Raw genomic sequence first — 21,529 nt, forward strand, 5'->3', positions numbered from 1 at the left:
CAACCTGGATCGGGCCGGTAGTCTGCGGCCATGCCCTTGGAAACCGGTCAGGTCTTCGCGGGCTACACCATCGTGCGACTGGTGGCCACTGGCGGCATGGGTGAGGTGTACCTGGCGCAGCATCCCCGGCTGCCGCGGCAGGATGCGCTCAAAGTGCTGCCCGCGTCGTTCTCCGCCGACGAGGAGTACCGGCACCGGTTCAGCCGCGAGGCTGACCTGGCCGCCGCGCTGTGGCATCCGCACATCGTCGGCGTGCACGACCGCGGTGAGTACGACGGGCGGCTGTGGATCTCGATGGATTTCGTCGACGGCCACGACGCCGCCCGGCTGATCGTCGACCGGTATCCGAACGGAATGCCCGCCACCGACGTCATCGAGATCGTCACCGCCGTCGCCGATGCGCTCGATTACGCTCACCAGCGCCAACTGCTGCACCGCGACGTCAAACCGGCCAACATCCTCGTCACCGGTTCCGACCGGGCGCGCCGACGGATCCTGCTAGCCGACTTCGGCATCGCCCGCCACGCCGAGGACAACACCGGCCTGACGTCGTCGAATATCGCCGTCGGGTCGATGAGCTACAGCGCGCCCGAGCAGCTGATGGGTCATCCCATGGACGGGCGAGCCGACCAGTACTCCCTGGCCGCGACGGCCTACCGATTGTTCACCGGCAGCCCGCCGTTCCCGCACAGCAACCCGGCGGTGATCATCAGCCACCACCTCAACACGCCGCCGCCCCGCCTCTGGGACACCCGGCCGGAGTTGCGGGCCTTCGACGCGGCGATGACGCGCGCACTGGCGAAGGAGCCGGCGGCACGCTTCGGTTCCTGCCACGACTTCGCCGCCGCGCTGGCGCAGGCGACCGGCACCCTGGCCACGCCGCCGTCGCCCGCCGCCGCACCGCCCTGGCCCGTCGGCCCGCCGCCCGGCGTCTCCTATCCGGGGCCGCCGATCCCGGTGCCTGCGGCCCAGCCGCAGCTGGGGGCGCCGGGTCCGCCGGTGATGGTCTCGCCCTGGATGCCGAGCGGCGCACCCTATCCGGGCGTTCCGTACGGGGCGGCGCAGGGGCAGCCGCCGCGCCGCCGCCGCGCCCTGATCGTCGCGGGCGCCGTCTTCGCCGTCGTCCTGCTGGTCGCCGCTGTGGTCTCGGTGGTCTCGGTGAGCGGATCCAACGACGACACGACGCCGAATCCCGCCACGACGACCACGACGACCACCCCGCGGCCCCAGGCCGCGGGCTCGACCGCGATGTCGGCGGGCCCGGACGGTTGCGCAGGCGCGTGTGCCGGGCCAGGCTGGCATTTGCCGTCGTCATCAGCCCGACGTCGGCCGTCAGTTCGAGGGGATTCATGACCGGCGCAATTCGGGAATGGTGGCGCCAGCCCGACCACTACTACTGGATCACCGCGTTCCTCGCGGCGCGCGGCGCCCAACGCGATATCTGCCGCGTGGTCGCGGGATCGCTCGTCGGATTCGCCGTCGTCCTGCTGGTGTCGATGTTCAGTCCGGCGGGACCGACCGGCGTGGCCGGGCGCACCGGAACGTCGGTCATCGCGGTGGTCCTCGTCGGCATGGCGATCGCCTGGTGGCGGGAAGGCTGGCCCAGCCAACGTCAATCAGCCGGGTTCGTGGTCGCAGCCGCACTGTCGATCACCGTCGGGTGCATGATCAAAGCCGATCCGTTCAACGGCATGTTCGGCGCGGCGACGTTCGCGGTCCTCGCCGGCTACATCGCTTTCTTCCACACGCCGAAGATGATGGCGTTCAACTTCGTGGTGGCGCTGCTCACCGCGACGGCGCTCGCCGTGCGGGTGGCGCTCGACGGCGATCCGGCGCTGGCGATGTCGACGTTGATCTTCCTGATCATCCTCTATGTCGCCACCCCGTCGGTGTGTCAGGCGCTGGTCCAGCTGTTGGGCATCGACGTCCTCAACACCGACATCGACCCGCTGACCGGCCTCTACAACCGCGATGCGTTCGACCGCGCCGCCGCGGCGTACATTAGCTCCCGCAACCGTGACGACGACCGGTACTTCGTCCTGGTCGTCGTGGACCTGGATAACTTCGCGTTGCTGACCCAGGCCAAGGGCCGGCAGGCCGGCGAGCGGGCGCGCGTCGCCGCCGCGCAGACCCTGCGGGAGAACACGCGGCAGAACGCGGTGGCCGCCCACCTGCCCGAGACCGAGTTCCTGATCGCCGACAGCTTCCCGACGACCGACAGCTCGGCGCTCGTCGAGCGGGTGCGCGGCGCGATCCGCACCACCCCGCCGCGGACGTCGGCGAGTATCGGGGTGGTCAGCACGCCGATGCAGGCGCTCGCGCAACGGCCACCGGAGCAGATCCTCGACGAGTTGCTCGAACTCGCCCGCTCGGCCGTCGTGGTGGCCCGGCGGGCGGGCGGCAACCAGGCGCACCACATCAACTGCCCACCGCTGCGGGCGCTCGAAGACGACGAACCGCCGCTCTAAAGCGTGTCCCGCGAACTGGGGCTCACGATCACGTGCGCTGAGAGCGCCTCGGCGACCGGTCAGTGCGCGAAGTGCCGCGCGCCGGTCAGGTAGAGCGTGATACCGGCCTGGGCCGCCGCCTCGGTCACCACGTCGTCGCGCATCGAGCCGCCGGGGTGCACGACCGCCTTCACGCCCGCCTCCGTGAGCGTCTGCAGGCCGTCGGGGAACGGGAAGAACGCATCCGAGGCGGCCACCCCGCCGCGCACCCGGTCACCGCCCCGCTGCACGGCCAGCCGGGCCGCGTCGACCCGGTTGACCTGGCCCATCCCCACCCCCACGGTGGCGCCGTCGGCGACGACGACGATCGCGTTCGACTTCACCGACCGGCATGCCCGCCACGCGAACGCGAGGTTCGCCAGGGTGGCCGGATCGGCGGGGTCCCCGGTGGCGAGCGTCCAGTTGGCCGGATCGTCGCCCGCGGCGTCGAGCGCATCCCGTTCCTGCAGCAGCAGGCCACCGCTGATCTGGCGGAGCTCGGTGCCGGTGACCGGCGGCTGCGACGCCATCAGGATGCGGATGTTCTTCTTGCCGGACAGGATCTCCACGGCGCCGGGCTCGTAGGCCGGGGCGATGATGACCTCGGTGAAGATGTCGGCGACGGTCTCGGCCATCTCGACGCTCACGGTGCTGTTCGCGGCGATGACACCGCCGAACGCCGACAGCGGATCACACTCGTGGGCCTTGCGGTGCGCATCGGCGACCGATACCGACGAGATCGCGATACCGCACGGGTTGGCGTGCTTGATGATCGCGACGCATATCTCCTCGTGGTCGAACGCGGCCCGCCACGCCGCGTCGGCGTCGGTGTAGTTGTTGTACGACATGTCCTTGCCGTGCAGCTGCTCGGCCTGCGCCAGCCCCGGCCACGCCGTGTCGTCGCGGTAGAGCGCCGCCTGCTGATGCGGGTTTTCGCCGTAGCGCAGCACGGCGGCGCGACGCCAGGTGCCGCCCACCCAGGCGGGCAAGACAGCGGGCGCATGATCGTCGCTGGGTGCCAACGTGGAATCCATCCAGGCCGCGACCGCGACGTCGTATTCGGCGGTGTGCCGAAACGCCACCGAGGCCAGGATCTTTCGTTCGGCCAGCGTGAAGCCGCCGGAGCGCACCGCGGCGAGCACCCCGTCGTAGCCGTTCGGTTCGACGACCACCGCCACGCTCGGGTGGTTCTTGGCCGCCGCGCGCACCATCGACGGACCGCCGATGTCGATCTGCTCGACGCACTCGTCGGCCGACGCTCCGGATGCGACGGTCTCGCTGAACGGGTAGAGGTTCACGACCACGAGGTCGAAGGCCTCCACGCCGAGTTCTTCTAGCGCCGCGACGTGCTCGGGCTTGCGCAGATCGGCCAGCAGTCCGGCATGCACCTTCGGATGCAGCGTCTTGACGCGGCCGTCGAGCACCTCGGGGAAACCGGTCACCTGCTCGACCGGGGTCACCGGCACGCCGGCGCGCGCGATCGTCTTCGCCGTCGACCCGGTCGACACGATCGCCACGCCCGCTTCGTGCAGACCACGGGCCAGTTCCGGCAGGCCCGTCTTGTCGTAGACGCTGATCAATGCACGCCGGATCGGCTTCTTCGTCGGGTCATCGCTCATCCTATGGTCGCCTTTCGTCCGGTCCAGGTCACGCCGCGCTGCGCCATGGCGGCCAGGACATCCGCCAACAGTCGTCGTTCGACCACCTTGATGCGCTCGTGCAGGGTCGCCTCGTCGTCGCCGTCGTGCACCGCGACACCTTCCTGGGCCAGGATCGGCCCGGTGTCCATCCCCGCGTCCACCAGGTGCACTGTGCACCCGGTCACCCGGACGCCGTAGGCGAGGGACTCTGCGACAGCGTGAGCTCCCGGGAATGCGGGCAGCAGGGCGGGGTGGGTGTTGACCACCCGGCCGGGAAAGCGGTCGAGGAACTGGGGTCCGAGGATCTTCATGAAGCCGGCGGACACCACCAGGTCGGGTCCGTGTTCGGCGGTCGCCGCGGTGATCGCGGCGTCCCACGCGGCACGGTCGGGGTACTCCCCGAGCCGCACGGTGTAGGTGGGCAGCTGGGCGGCCGCGGCGATGTCGAGAGCGGCACACTTGCGGTCGGTTCCGACGGCGACGACGCGGGCAGGGTAGTCACCGACGGCCGACTTGAGCAGCGAGGCCAGCAGCGATCCCGTGCCCGACGCGAGCACCACCAGCCGTGCAGGTGCGCTCGGAGGCACACGGAGCGGTTGCTGCACGCGCAGCAGCCTAGTCGGCTCGGCGGCGCTGGTCGTCGTCGGTGGGGGCACGGCCGTTGCCGGCGGCGCCGGCGGTGTCGTCCGCGGTGTCGTCGGTGTCGTTGCCGGTGTCGTCGGCGGTGTCGTCGGCGATGAAGTGCTCTTCGGGATCGAACACGGCTGCGGGCGGCAGTGGTTCGGCCGGCCCGGATGAGTCAGGGGTCTGCGGGGTCTGTCCAGTCTGCGCGTCGCCGAGCTGGTGCTCGGGCACCGGTTCGGACCCAGGCTCCACGTCGGGTTGCTCGGGTTCGAGTTCGAGTTCGGGTTCGGCCGCCCGGACGCGGCGCGGCCGCCGGACGATGCCGCCGGTCATCGCGACCGTCAACCCGCCGATCACCGTGAACCACAGGAACACGCCCGGGCCGAAGGTCGTCTGGTCAACCCCGACGTGACCGAAGTTGCCGAGGCGTCCGCCGCCCGCCACACCGAGCAACGCCATGGTCACGGCCGCCACGGCCGACGCGACGACGAGTTTCGCCGCCGCGACGTGGATGGGTGCGGGCGCGCGGGCGACCTGCTGACCGACCGCGACTGCGGAGGCGGCGGCGATGATGAGCAACGCCACCCAGACCGGCCCGAGCGGGGGTTCGGGAACCGCCGCGAGGATGGGCAGTGCGGGAATGTCCCCACCGAGAACGGTGAACGAACTGAACGTCGCCAGACCGATGTGCGCGCTCGATCCGACCGCGACCGCCGCCGCCCCGACGACGACGTTGGGCAGGTACAGCAGCGACAGCACCGTCAGGCTGAATTGACCGAAGACCGAATCGGTGATCGCGAACAGTTCGTGCATCGTCGACCAGTGCACGACCAGCGATCCGGCGGTGAGGACCCCGCACAGACCGGCCAGCGCCAGCAGACCGGCCGTCGCCGCGCGGAACGCGTCGGGCAGCCAGTTGGGCAGCGGTGTGGTCGCCACTGTGCGGCGACCCACCCGCGAAGCCACCCCGATCGCGGCGCCGATCAGGTGAACGGCCAGCACCCCGCCGAACGCGCGCAGCGCTGACGGGGTCTGCAGTTCCGTCAGCACCGAGGCGGCGTCGTGGATGACGGCCAGCGCGATCGCGGCGATCAGCAGCGGCCCGCCCAGCGCGGAGGCGATCACCCAGCGGGTGACGAACCACGAGCTGTGCGGCGACGTCGCGGCCGCGGTGGTCCGGGCGGTTCCCCACACCATGATCAGCACGGGCATCAGCGGCATCGCGCCGAGTTCACGGCCCCCGATGGAGATCGGTACCTGGTGCACGCCCAGCCACATGCTCGCGATGGCGCCGAACGCGCCCGTCATATCGCTGTTCGCGATGAGCAGTTGCAGCAGCGTCACCGCCGCGATCACGACGAGCGCCACGACGGACGGCCCGAACGCGACCCGCAACAGATCGCGGGCCTGGTGGATGCCGACCGGCCGGTTCTCCACTAACGGCGCCCCTCGCACAGGCTGGCGTGCGCGTTGTTCACGCACACGCGGTCAGGTTACGAGGGGTTCTGAGCGGACTGCTGCGACGACGGTGGTTGCTGGCCCTGTCCGGTGCCGCCACCCTGCTGCTGTGGCTGACCGTAGGTCGGGAAACCGGTGGGAGGGGTCGGCGGACCACTCTGCTGTCCCGCCTGGAAGCCACCGGTCGACGGCCCGCCACCGGGGTAGCCGCCGCCGTACTGCGACGGGTACCCGGGACGCTGGGGCTGGTGCTGTCCGGTCTGCGGCTGACCGGTGTGGGTCTGGCCGGTGTGGGCTTGCCCGTAGTACGAGCCGGGGCTGCCGTATTGGCCGTACTGCTGCTGGTCGTACTTGGGCCGCGGTGTGGGCGGGGTGAGCACACCGGTGTCGAAGAGCAGCGCGGCCACGGCCGACCCGGCCTGCAGCAGCGACAGCACGATGAGTGCGTAGAGCGCCCAGCCGATCGAAGCCTCCGACGGCTTGTTGATCAGTTCGGCGATCACCAGCAGCAACGCCAGCACCGACAGCACGGCCACGATGGCGACGTAGGTGCGGCCCTTGGACAGCAACGTCACCCCGGCCAGCAGACCGGCGGCGAGCGCCGAGATGACCGCGAGCCCGATACCGAGCGTCGAACCGCTGACCGTGCCGCCCAGACCGAGGAAGTCCGAGGCGTTGACCTCGAAGATCGGCCCGAAGTTGCAGAGGTAGACGAGCAGGCCGAGCGCCGCGACCACCATGAGCAGGTAGGCGGGCAGCTTGTTCGGGCCCTCCCCGGCGGCCGGCTGCTCGGGCAGCTTGCCGAAGTGCTGCGTCGGGGCCGAGAACTGAGTGGTGGGCTGATTGGCCGGTGGATATCCGGGGCTGCCGGGTGAGTAGGTCATGACCTCTCCTGTGCTGATCGGGCGTGTGACGTGGGGAACACGTGCGCGGGACACGGACCACCTGAGCAATTCGCTCTCCCACGCTAGCGCACCCATGTTCGTACCGGGCGCAGGACGGTGCCTAACCGTCGCGCCGTTGCCGTCGCGCCGTTGCCGTCGCGCCGTTGCTGCCAAACACCGTCGCAGGACCGTGGTTCTCCGCGAAGACCGCTGCCCGCTGTCGATCTTGAGCATCGGCGGCACAGAGCCGCGCACCGAAGTGCTCGATCTCCTCGTGATTGTGCAGGAAGCCGCCGTGGACCCCGGTCCGCCGAGATCGACGTTTCGGCCGGATGTACTCGCACTTTCGCGCCCATACGTTCGTTTGGGCGCGAAAGGCCTACTGGTTCTGGAGGAGATCGCGGGCGAGCGCGGCGGTCTCCGACGGGGTCTTGCCGACCTTCACCCCGGCTGCCTCGAGAGCCTCCTTCTTGGCCGCCGCGGTGCCCGACGAGCCGGAGACGATGGCACCGGCGTGGCCCATCGTCTTGCCCTCTGGAGCGGTGAAGCCCGCGACGTAGCCGACGACCGGCTTGGAGACGTTGTCCTTGATGTAGTCGGCCGCGCGCTCCTCGGCGTCGCCGCCGATCTCACCGATCATCACGATCACCTTGGTGTCGGGGTCCTTCTCGAACGCCTCGATCGCGTCGATGTGCGTCGTGCCGATGACCGGGTCACCGCCGATGCCGATCGCGGTGGAGAAGCCGAAGTCACGCAGCTCGTACATCATCTGGTAGGTGAGGGTGCCGGACTTCGACACCAGGCCGACCGGACCGGACCCGGTGATGTTGGCGGGGGTGATCCCGGCCAGGGCCTCACCCGGGGTGATGATGCCCGGACAGTTCGGACCGATGATCCGGGTCTTCTGCCCTTTCTCGACGTTATAGGCCCACGCAAAGGCGGTGTCCTGCACCGGGATTCCCTCGGTGATCACGACGAGTAGCGGGATCTCGGCGTCGATCGCCTCGATGACGGCGTCCTTGGCGAACTTCGGCGGCACGAAGACCACCGACACGTCGGCGCCGGTCTCCTTCATCGCCTCACCGACGCTGCCGAAGACCGGCAGCTCGATGTCCTTGCCATCCTTGTCGACATGGCTGACGGTCGTGCCGGCCTTGCGGGCGTTGACGCCGCCGACCAGCTGGGTCCCCGCCTTGAGCATCAGCGCGGTGTGCTTGGTGCCCTCGCCGCCGGTGATGCCCTGGACGATGACCTTGCTGTCCTTGTTCAGGAAGATGGACATTGGATAGCTCCCTTACTTCGCAGCCAACTCGGCGGCCTTGTCGGCGCCTTCGTCCATGGTCTGAGCGAGCACCACCAGCGGGTGGTTGGCGTCGGCGAGGATCTTGCGCCCCTCCTCGACACGGTTGCCGTCGAGGCGTACGACCAGCGGCTTGTCGGCTTCCTCGCCCAGGATCTCCAGCGCCTTGACGATGCCGTTGGCGACGGCGTCGCATGCGGTGATGCCGCCGAAGACGTTGACGAACACGCTCTTGACCTGACTGTCGCCCAGGATGACGTCCAGACCGTTCGCCATCACCTCGGCCGAGGCGCCGCCGCCGATGTCGAGGAAGTTCGCCGGCTTCACACCACCGTGCTTCTCACCGGCGTAGGCGACGACGTCGAGGGTCGACATGACCAGGCCGGCGCCGTTGCCGATGATGCCGACCTGTCCGTCGAGCTTGACGTAGTTGAGGTCGTTCTCCTTGGCCTTGAGCTCCAGCGGGTCAGTCGCGTCGCGGTCCTCGAACTCGGCGTGCTCGGGGTGACGGAAGTCGGCGTTGGCGTCGAGGGTGACCTTGCCGTCGAGGGCCAGGATCTGGTCGTCCGGCGTGCGCACCAACGGATTGACCTCGACCAGGGTGGCGTCCTCGTTGACGAAGACATCCCACAGCTTGGCGATGGTCACCGCGGCGGAGTCGAGGACCTCGGCGGGCAGGTGGCCCTTCTCGGCGATCTCTCGGGCGAAGGACTCGTCGACACCCTTGGTGGCATCGACGGGGATGCGGGCCAGGCGGTCGGGCTTGGTCGCGGCGACCTCTTCGATCTCCATACCGCCCTCGACCGAGCACATGGCCAGGTAGGTGCGGTTGGCGCGGTCGAGGAGGAACGAGATGTAGTACTCCTCGGCGATGTCGCTGGCCTCGGACACCAGAAGCTTCTTGACGACGTGACCCTTGATGTCGAGGCCGAGGATGTTCTGCGCGTGGGTGAACGCGTCGTCGGCGGTGGCCGCGTACTTCACACCGCCGGCCTTACCGCGGCCGCCGGTCTTCACCTGCGCCTTGACCATCACGGGCTTGCCGATCTCCTCGGCGATCGCCTTGGCGTCTTCGGCGGTGTCTGTCACCCGGCCAGGCGTGGTCGGGACGTTGTGCTTGGCGAACAGCTCCTTCGCCTGGTACTCGAAAAGGTCCATGGACTCACTGTCTGTCTGCGTTGACGGTCACGTTATTTCGGACGCTTGCGCCCAGGGGGCTGGGGGGAACTTTATCCACACCGGCTGAGCCCGTCGTTACCCCCCACCGCCGATGTGGGAGATCTCACCGCGTCGCTGCCGTGATCCATCTCACAAATCTCGATGGGTTCCGCTCCCGGGTTGCCACCTTCATTGGGATTTGGTTAACGTGCCATCTGGTCTTGATAGGTAACGGTCAGATCACGACAAAGGATTCTTCAGGTTGGCAGCGCATCGTTCGTCCCGATCCCGCCAGGGAGTCTCGATGAATGCTCGCCGGCGCCAAGGGCTTTCGAAACCCGCCGAGCACGCCGCAGAAGTCACCGACATCATCCCGTTCAACGAGTTCGGCGGTCTGGCCGACCTCGACTACGGTGACAGCACCGCCTTCGACCGGGAGTCGCAAATAATCCGGGCCCCCGAACTCGACGACCTCCACGACACCGACGACCTGATCCCGCTGCGGCTGGCGATCCCCGAGGGCTTCCGCGCCGAGGGTGACGTCGACGCTGCACGCCGGTCACGGGCCTACCGCGACAGCCACACCGACGTCAGTGACGGCGCCGCCGCCACCGACATCATCGACCTCCGTGGCCGCGGCGGCGCCCACCGCAAGGAGGCCGAAGGCCCGATCAAGAGCCGTCTGGTGATCGCCGCGATGGCTGCCGGTGCGACCGCCGCGGGCGCCTATTCGATGACGCAGAACACCGCTCCGGCCACCACCGACACGGTGCTGGCCTCGGGTGACACGACCGTCGAGGGGGCGTCCATCACCGGATCCGTCCAAGGGATGCAGATCGTCTCGGTCGCCTCGACCGCCAACGCCGCGGTGCACACCGAGGAGATCCAGAAGGCCGCCGCCTTCGCCCAGGAGCGCGCCGAACGCGAGGCGCGCCAGCTGAGGCCCCTCTACGTGATGCCCACGAAGGGCGTCTGGACGTCCGGGTTCGGTTACCGCTGGGGTGTGCTCCACGGCGGGATCGACATCGCCGGACCGATCGGCACGCCGATCCTCGCCGCCTCCGACGGTGTGGTCATCGACGTCGGCCCGACCGCCGGCTACGGCGCCTGGGTGAAGCTGCGCCACCCCGACGGCACGGTGACGCTCTACGGCCACCTGAACACCTGGTCGGTGAACATCGGCGAGCAGGTGATGGCCGGTGACCAGATCGCGACGATGGGCAATCGCGGTAACTCCACCGGGCCGCACCTGCACTTCGAGGTGATGGTCGACGGTTCCAACCGCATCGATCCGGTGGGGTGGCTGTCCAAGCGGGGCGTCACCACCGGAAGCTATGTTGGCTGAGTGAGCTCAGCTGACTCGACTGGCCAGCCAGCCGATCCGGCCCCGCCCTCCCCGCAGGACGACCCCAAGACGAGCATCATTCGCCGCCATCCGACCGGCGGGCTGCCCACGGTCATCGCCGAACCCCAGACCAGCTACATCGCGCCGCCCGCGGTCGAAGACCGGACGCAGACGTCGTACATCCCTCGGGCCCGGCCCGTGGAAATCCCGCCGACCGTGGTCGTCGCGCATCCGCGCACCGCCATCGCCGCGGCGGTGCTCGCGATCGTTTCCGGATGGGCCACCGCCGTCATCGCCACCGACCTCATCGCCGGGTGGTGGAGCACCGACCGGTTGTTCTGCGTGGCGATCGGCTTCCTCACCACGATCTCGGCCGCCGCCACCATCGGCGGGCTCGTCATGCTGCTGCTGCGCCGGCGGATGAGCCGGCTGCTCGTCGTCGTCGGCTGTGTCATCGGGCTGCTGATCTTCGGCAGCCTGTTCGTCGCGGGCGCGAAGTTCCCGTGGATCGTCTACGCGATCCCGGTGCTGCCGCTGTCGGCGATCGTGCTGACGTTGCTGCCCAGCACACGACGGTGGGCGCAGTCAGGTTAGAGCTTCTGCACCGGCGCGTGATTGTGCATCAGCTTGACCCGTCCGGCGCTGCCGAAGTCGATCAGTGACATCGCCGATTCACCGACGCCGGCCACCTCTTCGACGCGGCCCAGCCCGTACTTGTCGTGGATGACGCGGTCACCGGGTTCGAGCACGATCGGCGCCTTCCTGCCGCCACCGGAGCGCATCGGCGCCGGGCGCGGTGTGCCGAAGCTCGTACCGGCGCTCGTACCGAAGCCCGAGGCCATGCGGCCCGGTGCGCTGAACGACGGGGTGGGATCGGTGCGCCGCCAGTCGATGAGGTCCTGCGGAACCTCCCGCAGAAACCGCGACTCGGGATTGAGCATGGGTTGCCCCCACGACGAGCGCACCTTCGCGCGGCTGAGGTAGAGGCGCTGGCGGGCGCGGGTGATGCCGACGTAGGCCAGCCGGCGTTCCTCGGACAGTTCGGCGGGGTCGCCGAGGGCACGCATGTGCGGAAACATGCCGTCCTCCCAGCCGGTGACGAAGACCACGGGGAACTCCAGCCCCTTGGCGGTGTGCAGTGTCATCATCGTCACCACCCCGGCGCCGTGCTCGGGTAATTCGTCGGCGTCGGCGACCAGCGACACCCGCTCGAGGAACTGCGCGAGCACCCCGGTGTCGGATAGGTCCTCGTCGACCGGTTCGTCGAGGTCCTCGGCCAGCGCCGCGGCGTTCGCCCGGTCAATGCTGAATTCGTGTGCGACGCTGACCAACTCGTTGAGGTTGTCCAGCCGCGCGAGGTCCTGCGGATCGTTGGACGCCTCCAGCTCCGCCCGGTATCCGGTGCGGTCCAGCACGGCCTCGACCAGCTCACCGAGCTCGTCGCCGAGGCGTCCGCGCAGGTCGTCGAGCATCTGCACGAAGCTCTTGATGCACTTCTGCGAGCGGGTGTTGAGCATCGGCACCCTGCCATCGGCGGCGGCTTGCAGGGCGTCGTCGAAGCCGGCGCCGATGTTCTCGGCGTACACCGCGACGCAGGCCTGCGCGCGGTCGCCGATGCCGCGGCGGGGGGTGTTGAGGATGCGGCGCATGCTCACCGAATCACCGGGGTTGTCGAGCACCCGCAGGTAGGCGACGATGTCGCGGATCTCACGGCGTTCGTAGAACCGGACGCCGCCGACCACCTTGTACGGGATGCCGGCGCGGACGAACACCTCCTCCAGCGCGCGTGAACTGTTGTTGGTGCGGTAGAAGACGGCGAAATCTGAATAGCTGTAGCCGTTGTCGGCCAGCGCGTCGATCTCGCTGGCGACGAAGCGGGCCTCGTCGTGTTCGTTGTCGGCGACGTAGCCGACGATCAGCTCCCCTTCGCCGGAGTCGGTCCACAGCCGCTTCTCACGCCGGCCCGCGTTGCGGGCAATCACCGCGTTCGCGGCGTTGAGGATCGTCTGGGTCGAGCGGTAGTTCTGCTCCAGCAGGATGGTCGTCGCGTTCGGGTAGTCGCGCTCGAAGTCCTCGATGTTGCGGATCGTCGCGCCGCGGAAGGCGTAGATCGACTGGTCGGCGTCGCCAACCACACACAGTTCCGCCGGCGGGACCTCGGTGTCGGTGAGGTCGTGGCCCACCAACTCGCGCACCAGCACGTACTGCGCGTGGTTGGTGTCCTGGTACTCGTCGACCAGGATGTGGCGGAACCGGCGCCGATAGTACTGCGCGATCTGCGGGAACCGTTGCAGAACAGCGACCGTCTCGCCGATCAGGTCGTCGAAGTCCAGGGCGTTCGCGGCGCGCAGCCTGCGCTGGTACTCGGCGTAGACGTCGGCGATGATCCGGGCCAGGTCGTCGGCCGCCTCGGCGGCTTCGGCGGCGGCCTGTTCCGGACCGATCAGCTCGTTCTTCAAGTTCGAGATGCCGTTGGACAGCAGGCGGGGCGAGTACTTCTTGGTGTCCAGGCCCATGTCCTTGCCGATCATGAGCAGCAGCCGGCGAGAGTCGTCGGCATCGTAGATCGAGAAGTTCGAATTGAGGCCGGGCAGCAACGAAGCCTGGTTGCGCAGGATCCGCACGCACGTCGAGTGGAACGTCGCCACCCACATGGCTCTGGCGCGCGGGCCGATCAGACCGGCCACCCGTTCACGCATCTCGGCGGCGGCCTTGTTGGTGAACGTGATGGCCAGCACCTGGCCGACCCCGACGTCGCGGGCGGCCAGCAGGTAGGCGATGCGGCGGGTCAGCACCGCGGTCTTACCCGAGCCTGCACCCGCCACGATCAGCAGCGGCGACCCCTCGTGCAGCACCGCCTGGCGCTGCTGGGGGTTCAGGCCGTCGAGGAGTTGCTCGGCTCTGTCGTCACGCCGGGATCTCGGTTCAGTCACGTTCACACTCATGTCTGTCCCAACGTACCGCCGCGCGGTGACACTTTTTGCGCTGGCGCGGCCGCAGATGGCACACTGACAACCGTGCTTGACCAGTGGCGATTTTTTTACGGGTACCGGCCTGCGGTGCCCGTGGTGTAGCTGGTTGCTTCAGCCCCGCGGTCCGCGTCCGGACCCGGGGCTCTTCTCGTGTGTGAGGCCCGAAACCGGATGAGACCAGAACCCCCACACGAGGAGTCAGAGATGAGCATCGAAACAGATCAGTCGCTCGACGTCGACGCCCTGCGTCAGGAGATCGACGAACTCGACGCCGCCATCCTCGCCGCGGTGCAACGGCGCACCGCGGTCTCCAAACTCATCGGCAAGGCCCGCATGGCCTCCGGCGGCACCCGCCTGGTGCACAGCCGAGAGATGAAGGTGATCGAGCGCTACAGCGTGCTCGGCCCGGAGGGCAAGGACCTGGCAATGCTGCTGCTGCGCCTGGGCCGCGGCCGCCTCGGCCACTGATTCTCTCTGCGCCGAGATCGACGTTTCGCCGAAACCTCCTCGCACTTTCGCGCCCATGTGTTCGTTTGGGCGTCATGACGATCACCCCGTGGAGGAGAGCGCCTCGGTCAGCCACGGCGTCAGCCATTCGACGGCCTCCCTAGTGGGATGTACGCCGTCGTCGCGCATCTCGATCCCCGCCACCCGGTCGGTGTAGTAGCCGCGCGGTGAGAGCTTCTCGTTGAGGTCGAGCACCGTGACCTCGGGCCGCTTCGCGGCAGCCTCCCGCAGCAACTCGTTCCAGGCGTCGGCGCGGTCGGGGTCGTCCTCCGGGTAGAGGCTGCCGTCGGCCTGTTCGGCCCGCCGGTTGTACGGCGCGGTGGTGACGACGACGCGCGCACCCGTCGAGCCGAGGATGTCGAGCGCCCGGTCGAGTTCCCCGCGCAGGTAACCGTCGTACGCATCGTCGCCGACGTGGCTCCACCTGCCCTCGTTGATCCGGTCGACCAGCTCCCACCGGCCGATCATCAGCAGCACCACGTCGGGGCGGTCGTGGTCGATGCGCTGCGCCCACCGGCTGGGCCAGGTGTCGCACTCCGGTTTCTGGGTGAGCGTCTGCCCAGTGGTCCTGTAAGGGCCGCCGCGGGCGATGCCGCAGCCGATGGTCGTGTAGTTCGTGAAGTGCAGACCCGGCGTCTGTGGCAGGTACCGCATCAGCGTCCACGCCACCGAATCCCCGAACACGGCGACACTGCGGGTGCCCGGCGGCCGCTGCACACCCGCGGCGCCGACGGCGACCGGCCGCTCCGGTAGCACCGCCGCGGCGGAGTTGATGTCGAGCAGTCCACCGGGGGGCACATCGTCACCGGCGTGTCCGCCGCCCACCGGGACGACGGAGATCGTCACCACGGCGGCCGTCGCCGCGGTGGCCAGCGCCAGCGGAAGCTGCGGTACCGTGGTGGGCCGCCACTGGCGGATCGGCCGTTCCAGCAACCAGTAGCTCAGCCCCGCCACGGCCAGCGTCGCCGCGCAGCGGGCAGCCAGCAGCGGCCAGCCCGTCCATCCGGTGCGTTCGCCGTTGAGGAACAGAAAGATGGGCCAGTGCCACAGGTACACGCCGTAGGAGATCGCGCCCAGCCATACCAGCGGCCGGCACGCCAGCAGTCGTGCGACCGGACCGCGCTGGTCGAGCACCACGGTGGCGACGACTAGGACGGCGGCGGCCGCGGTCACGGTGAACAGGCCCATCCGGTACTCGTCCGGCACTCCCGTCGCGGAGTGCGCGAGCACCGCCAGCCCGGCCAGGCCGAGCACCGACAGCAGACGCGCCGCCCAGCGCCGCCAGCGCGCGCGGATCGGCGTGCCCATCGTGACCGTCGACCAGTCCTGCACCAGCAGCGCCGCCGCGGCCGCACCGATGAGCAGTGCCTGCACCCGGGTGTCGGTGCCGAAATACACCCGGTTGGCCGTCGCTTCCGAGGTCAGCAGCATGGCAGCCGCCGCGGACCCCGCCGCACCGACCGCCGCCAGCCCGAACACGCCCCAGCGCACGGCCCGCAGGGTGGGCGCCGACCGCCGCAACGCCAGCGCGCCGACGACGGCGACCAGCAGTATCGGCCACACCAGGTAGAACTGCTCCTCGACTCCGAGGGACCACGTGTGCTGCAGCGGTGAGGGCGGGCTGCCCTGGGAGAAGTAGTCGGTCTGCTGGGCGACGAACGCCCAATTGGCCACCCAGAAGAACGCGGCGACGGCATCCTCGCGCAGGGACGTGACCGCCTCGGGCGGGAAGAACACCCGCGCGGCGACCACCGCCAGCACCAGCGCGAGCAGGGCCGGCAGCAGGCGGCGGGCTCGCCGGACCCAGAACCCACGCAGGTCGACCCGGCCGGTGCGGCCGAGTTCGTCGAGCAGCAGCGAGGTGATCAGGAATCCGCTGAGGACGAAGAAGACGTCCACGCCGAGGAACCCGCCCGGGACACCGGGCACACCGCCATGGTCGGCCAGCACCAGAGCCACCGCAACGGCGCGGATGCCGTCGAGCGCGCGGATCTCGCGGCGCCCAGCGGTCCCGCGGCGCGTCCTGCCCGCGACCGGCGCCACCCAACGGCGGCGTGCGGCAACACGGACCGGCGCCGCAGTCACGGCAGTCACGTCTCCGGCGCCTCCCATATCTGTCCCGAGCACGGAATTCTATGGGTGGCGCCCGGCCGAATCCGGAAGGCGCGCCTGGGATTACTTGGGCAAAGCGATGTACTTGGTGTCGAGGTACTCCTCGATGCCCTCGGTACCGCCTTCGCGGCCGAAACCGGACTCCTTGATGCCGCCGAACGGCGCGGCGGCGTCACTGATCACCCCGCGGTTGACGCCGACCATCCCGGATTGGATGCCCTCGGCGACGCGCAGGGCGCGGTCCAGGGACCGCGTGTAGACGTAGGCCGCCAGACCGTATTCGGTGTCGTTGGCGGCGGCGATGCCCTCCTCCTCGGTGTCGAATCCGGTGATCGGGGCGACCGGACCGAACACCTCCTCCTTGAGGATGCGGGCGCCGGCCGGGACGTCGGCGAGCACGGTGGCCGGGTAGAAGTTGCCCGGTCCCCCGGGCGCGACACCGCCGACGGCGACGGTCGCGCCGCGCGACACCGCGTCGGAGACCAGTTCGGTCACCTTCTGCAGCTGCTTGTCGTTGATGAGGGGACCGAGTGTGGCGGATTCGTCGAGGCCGTTGCCGAGCGTGACCTCACTCATCCGCTTGACCAGCTTCTCGGTGAACTCCTCGCGCACGGAGTTGGCGACGTGGAAGCGGTTGGCGGCGGTGCACGCCTCACCGCCGTTCCGCATCTTGGCCAGCATCGCGCCGTCGACGGCGGCGTCGATGTCGGCGTCGTCGAACACGATGAAGGGCGCGTTGCCGCCGAGTTCCATCGACGTGCGCAGCAGTTTGTCCGCGGACTGTTTGACCAGTGACTTGCCCACCCCGGTGGACCCGGTGAAGGTCAGCTTGCGCAGCCGGCCGTCGTCGAGGAGCGCCTCGGTGACCGGTCCGGGGCTGCTGGTCGGCAGCACCGACAACACGCCCTTGGGCAGCCCCGCCTCGTCCATCAGCTTGGCCAGGTACAGCATGGTCAGCGGCGTTTCCTGCGCGGGTTTGACGATCATCGTGCAGCCCGCCGCGAACGCCGGGCCCATCTTGCGGGTCCCCATCGCGAGCGGGAAGTTCCACGGGGTGATCGCGTAACAGGGCCCGACGGGCTGTTTGGTCACGACGATACGGCCGGTGCCGGCCGGGCTGGACGTGTACCGGCCGCCGATGCGGACCGCCTCTTCGGCGAACCAGCGGAAGAACTCGGCGCCGTAGGTGACCTCACCCTTGCTCTCGGCGAGCACCTTGCCCATCTCCAGGGTCATCAACGCGGCGATGTCGTCGGCGCGTTCGGTGATCGCCTCGAAGACCGAGCGCAGGATCTCGCCACGCTGACGTGCGGGGGTGGCGGCCCATTGCGCCTGCACCGCGCAGGCGGCGTCGAGTGCGGCGACCGCGTCCTCGGCGGTCGCGTCCCCGACGGCGGCGAGCACCTCGCCGTTACTCGGGTCGAGCACGTTGAACGTGGACGTGGCCTGCCGTTCCGCACCGCCGATCCACAGCCCGGCCGGAACTGACGTCAACAGTGCGGTGGTGTCCATACCTTCATCATTTACACCTTCGTTTCCGTGCCCGCACTAGGGTCTTGGTCATGGATTCCGATGCTCACCAGATTCCCGACATCGCGGCGACTTCCGCCTGGCGGGCGCTCATCCGCCATCACGATCACATCCGAGGTCGGCATCTGCGGGAGTTGTTCGACGAGGATCCGTCGCGCGGCACGGAGCTGACGGTGTCGGTGGGTGATCTCTACATCGACTACAGCAAGCACCGGGTGACGCGGGAGACGCTGCAGCTGCTGGTGGACCTCGCGGGTGCGGCCGGGTTGGAGCAGCGCCGCGACGCGATGTTCGCCGGCGTGCACATCAACACCTCCGAGGACCGTGCCGTGCTGCACACCGCGCTGCGGCTGCCGCGTGATGCGCAGTTGACCGTCGACGGTCAGGACGTGGTCGCCGACGTGCACGACGTGTTGGACCGGATGGGCGATTTCACCGATCGGCTGCGCCGTGGCGAGTGGACAGGCGCGACCGGGCAGCGCATCAGCACCGTCGTCAACATCGGTATCGGCGGCTCGGATCTGGGGCCGGTGATGGTGTATCAGGCGTTGCGGCACTACGCCGACGCCGGCATCTCGGCGCGCTTCGTGTCCAACGTCGACCCGGCCGATCTGGTCGCCACGCTCGACGGACTCGATCCGGCCACCACGTTGTTCATCGTCGCCTCTAAGACCTTCACCACGCTGGAGACGCTGACCAACGCGACGGCCGCCCGGCGTTGGCTGACCGACGCGCTCGGTGACGACGCCGTGGCCAAGCACTTCGTGGCGGTGTCGACCAACAAGAAGCTGGTCGACGAGTTCGGCATCGACACCGACAACATGTTCGGATTCTGGGACTGGGTCGGCGGCCGGTACTCGGTGGACTCCGCGATCGGGCTGGCCGTGATGGCGGTGATCGGCAGGCAGCGGTTCGCCGAGTTCCTGGCCGGGTTCCACCTGGTCGACGAGCATTTCCGCTCGACACCGCTTGAGGCCAATGCGCCTGTGCTGCTGGGCCTGATCGGGCTGTGGTACTCGAACTTCTTCGGTGCGCAGTCGCGCGCGGTGCTGCCGTATTCGAACGACCTGTCGCGCTTCGCGGCGTACCTGCAGCAGCTGACGATGGAGTCCAACGGCAAGTCGGTGCGCGCCGACGGGTCAGCCGTCGGGACCGACACCGGTGAGATCTTCTGGGGCGAGCCGGGAACCAACGGCCAGCACGCGTTCTACCAACTGCTGCACCAGGGCACTCGGCTGGTACCCGCCGACTTCATCGGGTTCTCCCAGCCCACCGACGACCTGCCGACCGCCGACGGCACCGGCAGCATGCACGACCTGTTGATGAGCAACTTCTTCGCCCAGACCCAGGTGCTGGCCTTCGGCAGAGATGCGGCGGAAATCGCCCGTGATCTTCCGGCGGACACTCCCGCCGACGTCGTACCGCACAAGGTGATGCCCGGGAACCGGCCCACGACAAGCATTCTCGCGACCAAGCTGACCCCTTCGGTGGTCGGCCAGCTGATCGCGCTCTACGAACACCAGGTGTTCACCGAGGGCGTCGTCTGGGGTATCGACAGCTTCGACCAGTGGGGTGTGGAGCTGGGCAAGACCCAGGCCAAGGCGCTGCTGCCGGTCCTCACCGGCGACGGGTCACCGGCCGAGCAGTCGGACACCTCGACCGACGCCCTGGTGCGTCGCTACCGAACCGCGCGAGGGCGATCGGCCTAAGGCGTCGACGCCTTTCCTCGGACAGTGCCGGCATCGCTACTTCAGCAGGCGCGACATCCGGCGGTCGGCGAGCACCCTGCCACCGGTCTGACACGTCGGGCAGTACTGGAACGACTTGTCGGCGAACGACACCTCACGCACCGTGTCCCCACACACCGGACACGGTAGACCGGTACGCGCATGCACCCGTAGCCCAGACCGCTTCTCCCCCTTGAGCGTCGCGGCCTGCTGGCCCACCGACCGACAGACCGCGTCTGTGAGCACCGAACACATCGCATCGTGCAGGGTGCCCAGTTGGGCGGTGGTGAGTTTGTTGGCGGTGGCGAACGGCGACAACCGCGCCAGGTGCAGGATCTCGTCGCTGTAGGCGTTGCCGATCCCGGCCATCACCTTCTGGTCGGTGATCACGGTCTTGATGCGGCCACCCTGCTTGCCCAGCAGGGCACCGAGGTCCTCGGTGGTCAACTCCAGCGCGTCCGGTCCGAGCGTCGCGATCCCGGGGACGTTCACCGGGTCGTCGACGAGCCAGACCGCCAGCCGCTTCTGGGTGCCTGCCTCGGTGAGGTCGAAACCGGGCGCCGCACCCGGGGGCCCGAGGTGCACCCGTAGGGCGATCGGCCCCTTGCCGGGTTTCAGCGGAACGGCCGCCAGCTTGTCCGACCAGCGCAGCCAGCCGGCGCGGGACAGATGAGTGATCAGATGGAGGTCACCGGCCTGCAGCCCGAGGTACTTGCCCCAGCGGTGCGCGCCGGTGACCTCACGGCCGTGCAGTGCGGTGATCGGCGGGTCGAACGTCTTGAGCACCGAGAACGCCGACACGTCGACTCGTCCGATCGGCAGTCCGACGGCGTGGCGCCGCAGGTGGTCCGCCAGTGCTTCGACCTCGGGCAGTTCCGGCATGAGTCCAGTGTGCCGTCAGTCGTGCGAGAGGACACCGCCACTGAGCAAAGACGGCACCCAACTCACGATCGACAGCAGGATTTGGCACAGATCGCCGTCCACCAGGAGCCGTCCACCAGGAGCCGTCGGTATAGACACCCGGGAGGCTCAGGCGCGAAGCAGGTAGGTGTCCATGATCCAGCCGTGTCGTTGCCGGGCCTCGGCGCGCAGCGTGACGATCCGCTCCCCCACCTCGCCGACGGTCCCGGAGACGAGCAGTTCGTCGGCGGTGCCGAGGTAGGCGCCCCACCAGATCCGGGTCGGCGCGGGGGTTTGGGTGAACGCGCAGTCACCGTCGAGCATGACCACCGCGGTCCCGGTCAGGCCGTGTTCCCGTAACCGCCGCCCGGTGGTGATGAGCACCGGTTCGCCGACGTCGTTGAGCGGGACCCGGTGCCGTGCGGTGAGCGCCTGGATGGCGGTGACGCCGGGGATGACGTCGTAGTCGATGTCGACGTGGACGGCCACCCGGTCGAGGATGCGCAGTGTGCTGTCGTAGAGCGACGGGTCACCCCACGCGAGGAAGGCGCCGACCCCGTCGTCGGCGAGTTCGCGTTCGATCGCCTCGGCCCACATCTGCGCGCGGGCGGCGTGCCACTGGTCGACGGCCCTGCGGTAGTCACCGGTCTTGGCCCGCGCCGGATCGGGCATCTCGACGAAGCGGTAGCCGGGTTCGGAGATGAACCGTTCGCAAATGAGGCGACGCAACGCGACGAGGTCGTCTTTGGCCTCACCCTTGTCCATCGCGAAGAACACGTCGGTGTCGTTGAGCGCCGCGACGGCCTGGGCGGTCACGTAATCCGGGTCGCCCGCACCGATGCCGATGACGTGGATCCGTCGAGTCACGCAGGTGAGTATGCCCGGG

17 protein-coding genes are annotated in these 21,529 nt (G+C 68.9%); 6 read left to right on the forward strand and 11 right to left on the reverse strand.

Features of this window, described 5'->3' with window-relative positions:
• Positions 1–30 precede the first annotated feature (30 nt).
• Together G6N07_RS20810 and G6N07_RS15020 are read left to right on the forward strand one after the other, a co-directional pair.
• Positions 31–1,353, forward strand: coding sequence for a serine/threonine-protein kinase (locus G6N07_RS20810; protein WP_275086242.1), 1,323 nt, complete (start codon positions 31–33; stop codon positions 1,351–1,353).
• On the forward strand, positions 1,350–2,468 hold the full coding sequence (locus G6N07_RS15020; RefSeq protein ID WP_085188052.1) for a GGDEF domain-containing protein: 1,119 nt from the start codon (positions 1,350–1,352) through the stop codon (positions 2,466–2,468). Before G6N07_RS20810 ends, G6N07_RS15020 begins: the two co-directional genes overlap by 4 nt.
• A 59-nt stretch (positions 2,469–2,527) precedes the next feature.
• Here the strand turns inward: G6N07_RS15020 and purH are convergent, their stop codons facing one another.
• From purH to sucC, 6 genes are all read right to left on the reverse strand, one after another.
• Positions 2,528–4,105, reverse strand: coding sequence for a bifunctional phosphoribosylaminoimidazolecarboxamide formyltransferase/IMP cyclohydrolase (purH, locus tag G6N07_RS15025; RefSeq protein ID WP_085188050.1), 1,578 nt, complete (start codon positions 4,103–4,105; stop codon positions 2,528–2,530).
• Entirely contained in the window at positions 4,102–4,731 is a 630-nt protein-coding gene (gene purN / locus G6N07_RS15030; RefSeq protein WP_085188157.1) for a phosphoribosylglycinamide formyltransferase, read from the reverse strand. Before purN ends, purH begins: the two co-directional genes overlap by 4 nt.
• Before the next feature lie 10 nt (positions 4,732–4,741).
• A complete protein-coding gene (locus G6N07_RS15035; RefSeq protein ID WP_085188048.1) occupies positions 4,742–6,187 on the reverse strand; it encodes a cell division protein PerM in 1,446 nt (481 codons plus the stop codon).
• Between the two features lie 56 nt (positions 6,188–6,243).
• On the reverse strand, positions 6,244–7,092 hold the full coding sequence (locus G6N07_RS15040) for a DUF5336 domain-containing protein (protein WP_085188046.1): 849 nt from the start codon (positions 7,090–7,092) through the stop codon (positions 6,244–6,246).
• Between the two features lie 379 nt (positions 7,093–7,471).
• Complete coding sequence (gene sucD / locus G6N07_RS15045; protein WP_085188044.1) at positions 7,472–8,374, reverse strand: succinate--CoA ligase subunit alpha; 903 nt, start codon at positions 8,372–8,374, stop codon at positions 7,472–7,474.
• Positions 8,375–8,386: 12 nt separating this feature from the next.
• On the reverse strand, positions 8,387–9,550 hold the full coding sequence (gene sucC, locus G6N07_RS15050) for an ADP-forming succinate--CoA ligase subunit beta (protein ID WP_085188043.1): 1,164 nt from the start codon (positions 9,548–9,550) through the stop codon (positions 8,387–8,389).
• 262 nt (positions 9,551–9,812) lie between these two features.
• Here sucC and G6N07_RS15055 point away from each other — a divergent pair, with 262 nt between their 5' ends.
• Positions 9,813–10,895: a M23 family metallopeptidase gene (locus tag G6N07_RS15055; protein WP_085188041.1), complete on the forward strand. Its 1,083-nt coding sequence runs from the start codon at positions 9,813–9,815 to the stop codon at positions 10,893–10,895.
• Positions 10,896–11,489, forward strand: coding sequence for a hypothetical protein (locus G6N07_RS15060; RefSeq protein ID WP_085188039.1), 594 nt, complete (start codon positions 10,896–10,898; stop codon positions 11,487–11,489).
• Here G6N07_RS15060 and pcrA read toward each other — a convergent pair.
• Positions 11,486–13,840 (reverse strand): DNA helicase PcrA, encoded by a 2,355-nt coding sequence (gene pcrA, locus G6N07_RS15065; protein ID WP_085188038.1) that lies wholly within the window; start codon positions 13,838–13,840, stop codon positions 11,486–11,488. The two genes, G6N07_RS15060 and pcrA, sit on opposite strands and share 4 nt — an antisense overlap.
• A gap of 198 nt (positions 13,841–14,038) precedes the next feature.
• On the opposite strand from pcrA, the gene G6N07_RS15070 reads away from it, so the two are divergent.
• Complete coding sequence (locus G6N07_RS15070; protein WP_085188036.1) at positions 14,039–14,335, forward strand: chorismate mutase; 297 nt, start codon at positions 14,039–14,041, stop codon at positions 14,333–14,335.
• An 81-nt stretch (positions 14,336–14,416) separates the two neighbouring features.
• Here the strand turns inward: G6N07_RS15070 and G6N07_RS15075 are convergent, their stop codons facing one another.
• Both G6N07_RS15075 and G6N07_RS15080 read right to left on the reverse strand, forming a co-directional pair.
• Complete coding sequence (locus G6N07_RS15075; protein WP_085188155.1) at positions 14,417–16,468, reverse strand: SGNH/GDSL hydrolase family protein; 2,052 nt, start codon at positions 16,466–16,468, stop codon at positions 14,417–14,419.
• 81 nt (positions 16,469–16,549) lie between these two features.
• The gene (locus G6N07_RS15080; protein ID WP_085188034.1) at positions 16,550–17,998 is read right to left on the reverse strand and encodes an NAD-dependent succinate-semialdehyde dehydrogenase; all 1,449 of its coding nucleotides are present in this window, start codon (positions 17,996–17,998) and stop codon (positions 16,550–16,552) included.
• A 50-nt stretch (positions 17,999–18,048) separates the two neighbouring features.
• On the opposite strand from G6N07_RS15080, the gene pgi reads away from it, so the two are divergent.
• Positions 18,049–19,725, forward strand: a complete 1,677-nt coding sequence (gene pgi, locus G6N07_RS15085; RefSeq protein ID WP_085188032.1) for a glucose-6-phosphate isomerase — start codon at positions 18,049–18,051, stop codon at positions 19,723–19,725.
• Positions 19,726–19,761: 36 nt separating this feature from the next.
• Here pgi and G6N07_RS15090 read toward each other — a convergent pair whose 3' ends face one another.
• Positions 19,762–20,625: an Fpg/Nei family DNA glycosylase gene (locus G6N07_RS15090; protein WP_085188030.1), complete on the reverse strand. Its 864-nt coding sequence runs from the start codon at positions 20,623–20,625 to the stop codon at positions 19,762–19,764.
• Positions 20,626–20,772: 147 nt separating this feature from the next.
• Positions 20,773–21,510 carry a precorrin-6A synthase (deacetylating) gene (gene cobF / locus G6N07_RS15095; protein WP_085188029.1) on the reverse strand — a complete coding sequence of 246 codons (738 nt, stop codon included), beginning with the start codon at positions 21,508–21,510 and terminating at the stop codon, positions 20,773–20,775.
• Positions 21,511–21,529 lie beyond the last annotated feature (19 nt).

The organism is Mycolicibacterium doricum (assembly GCF_010728155.1).
GTDB lineage: Bacteria > Actinomycetota > Actinomycetes > Mycobacteriales > Mycobacteriaceae > Mycobacterium > Mycobacterium doricum.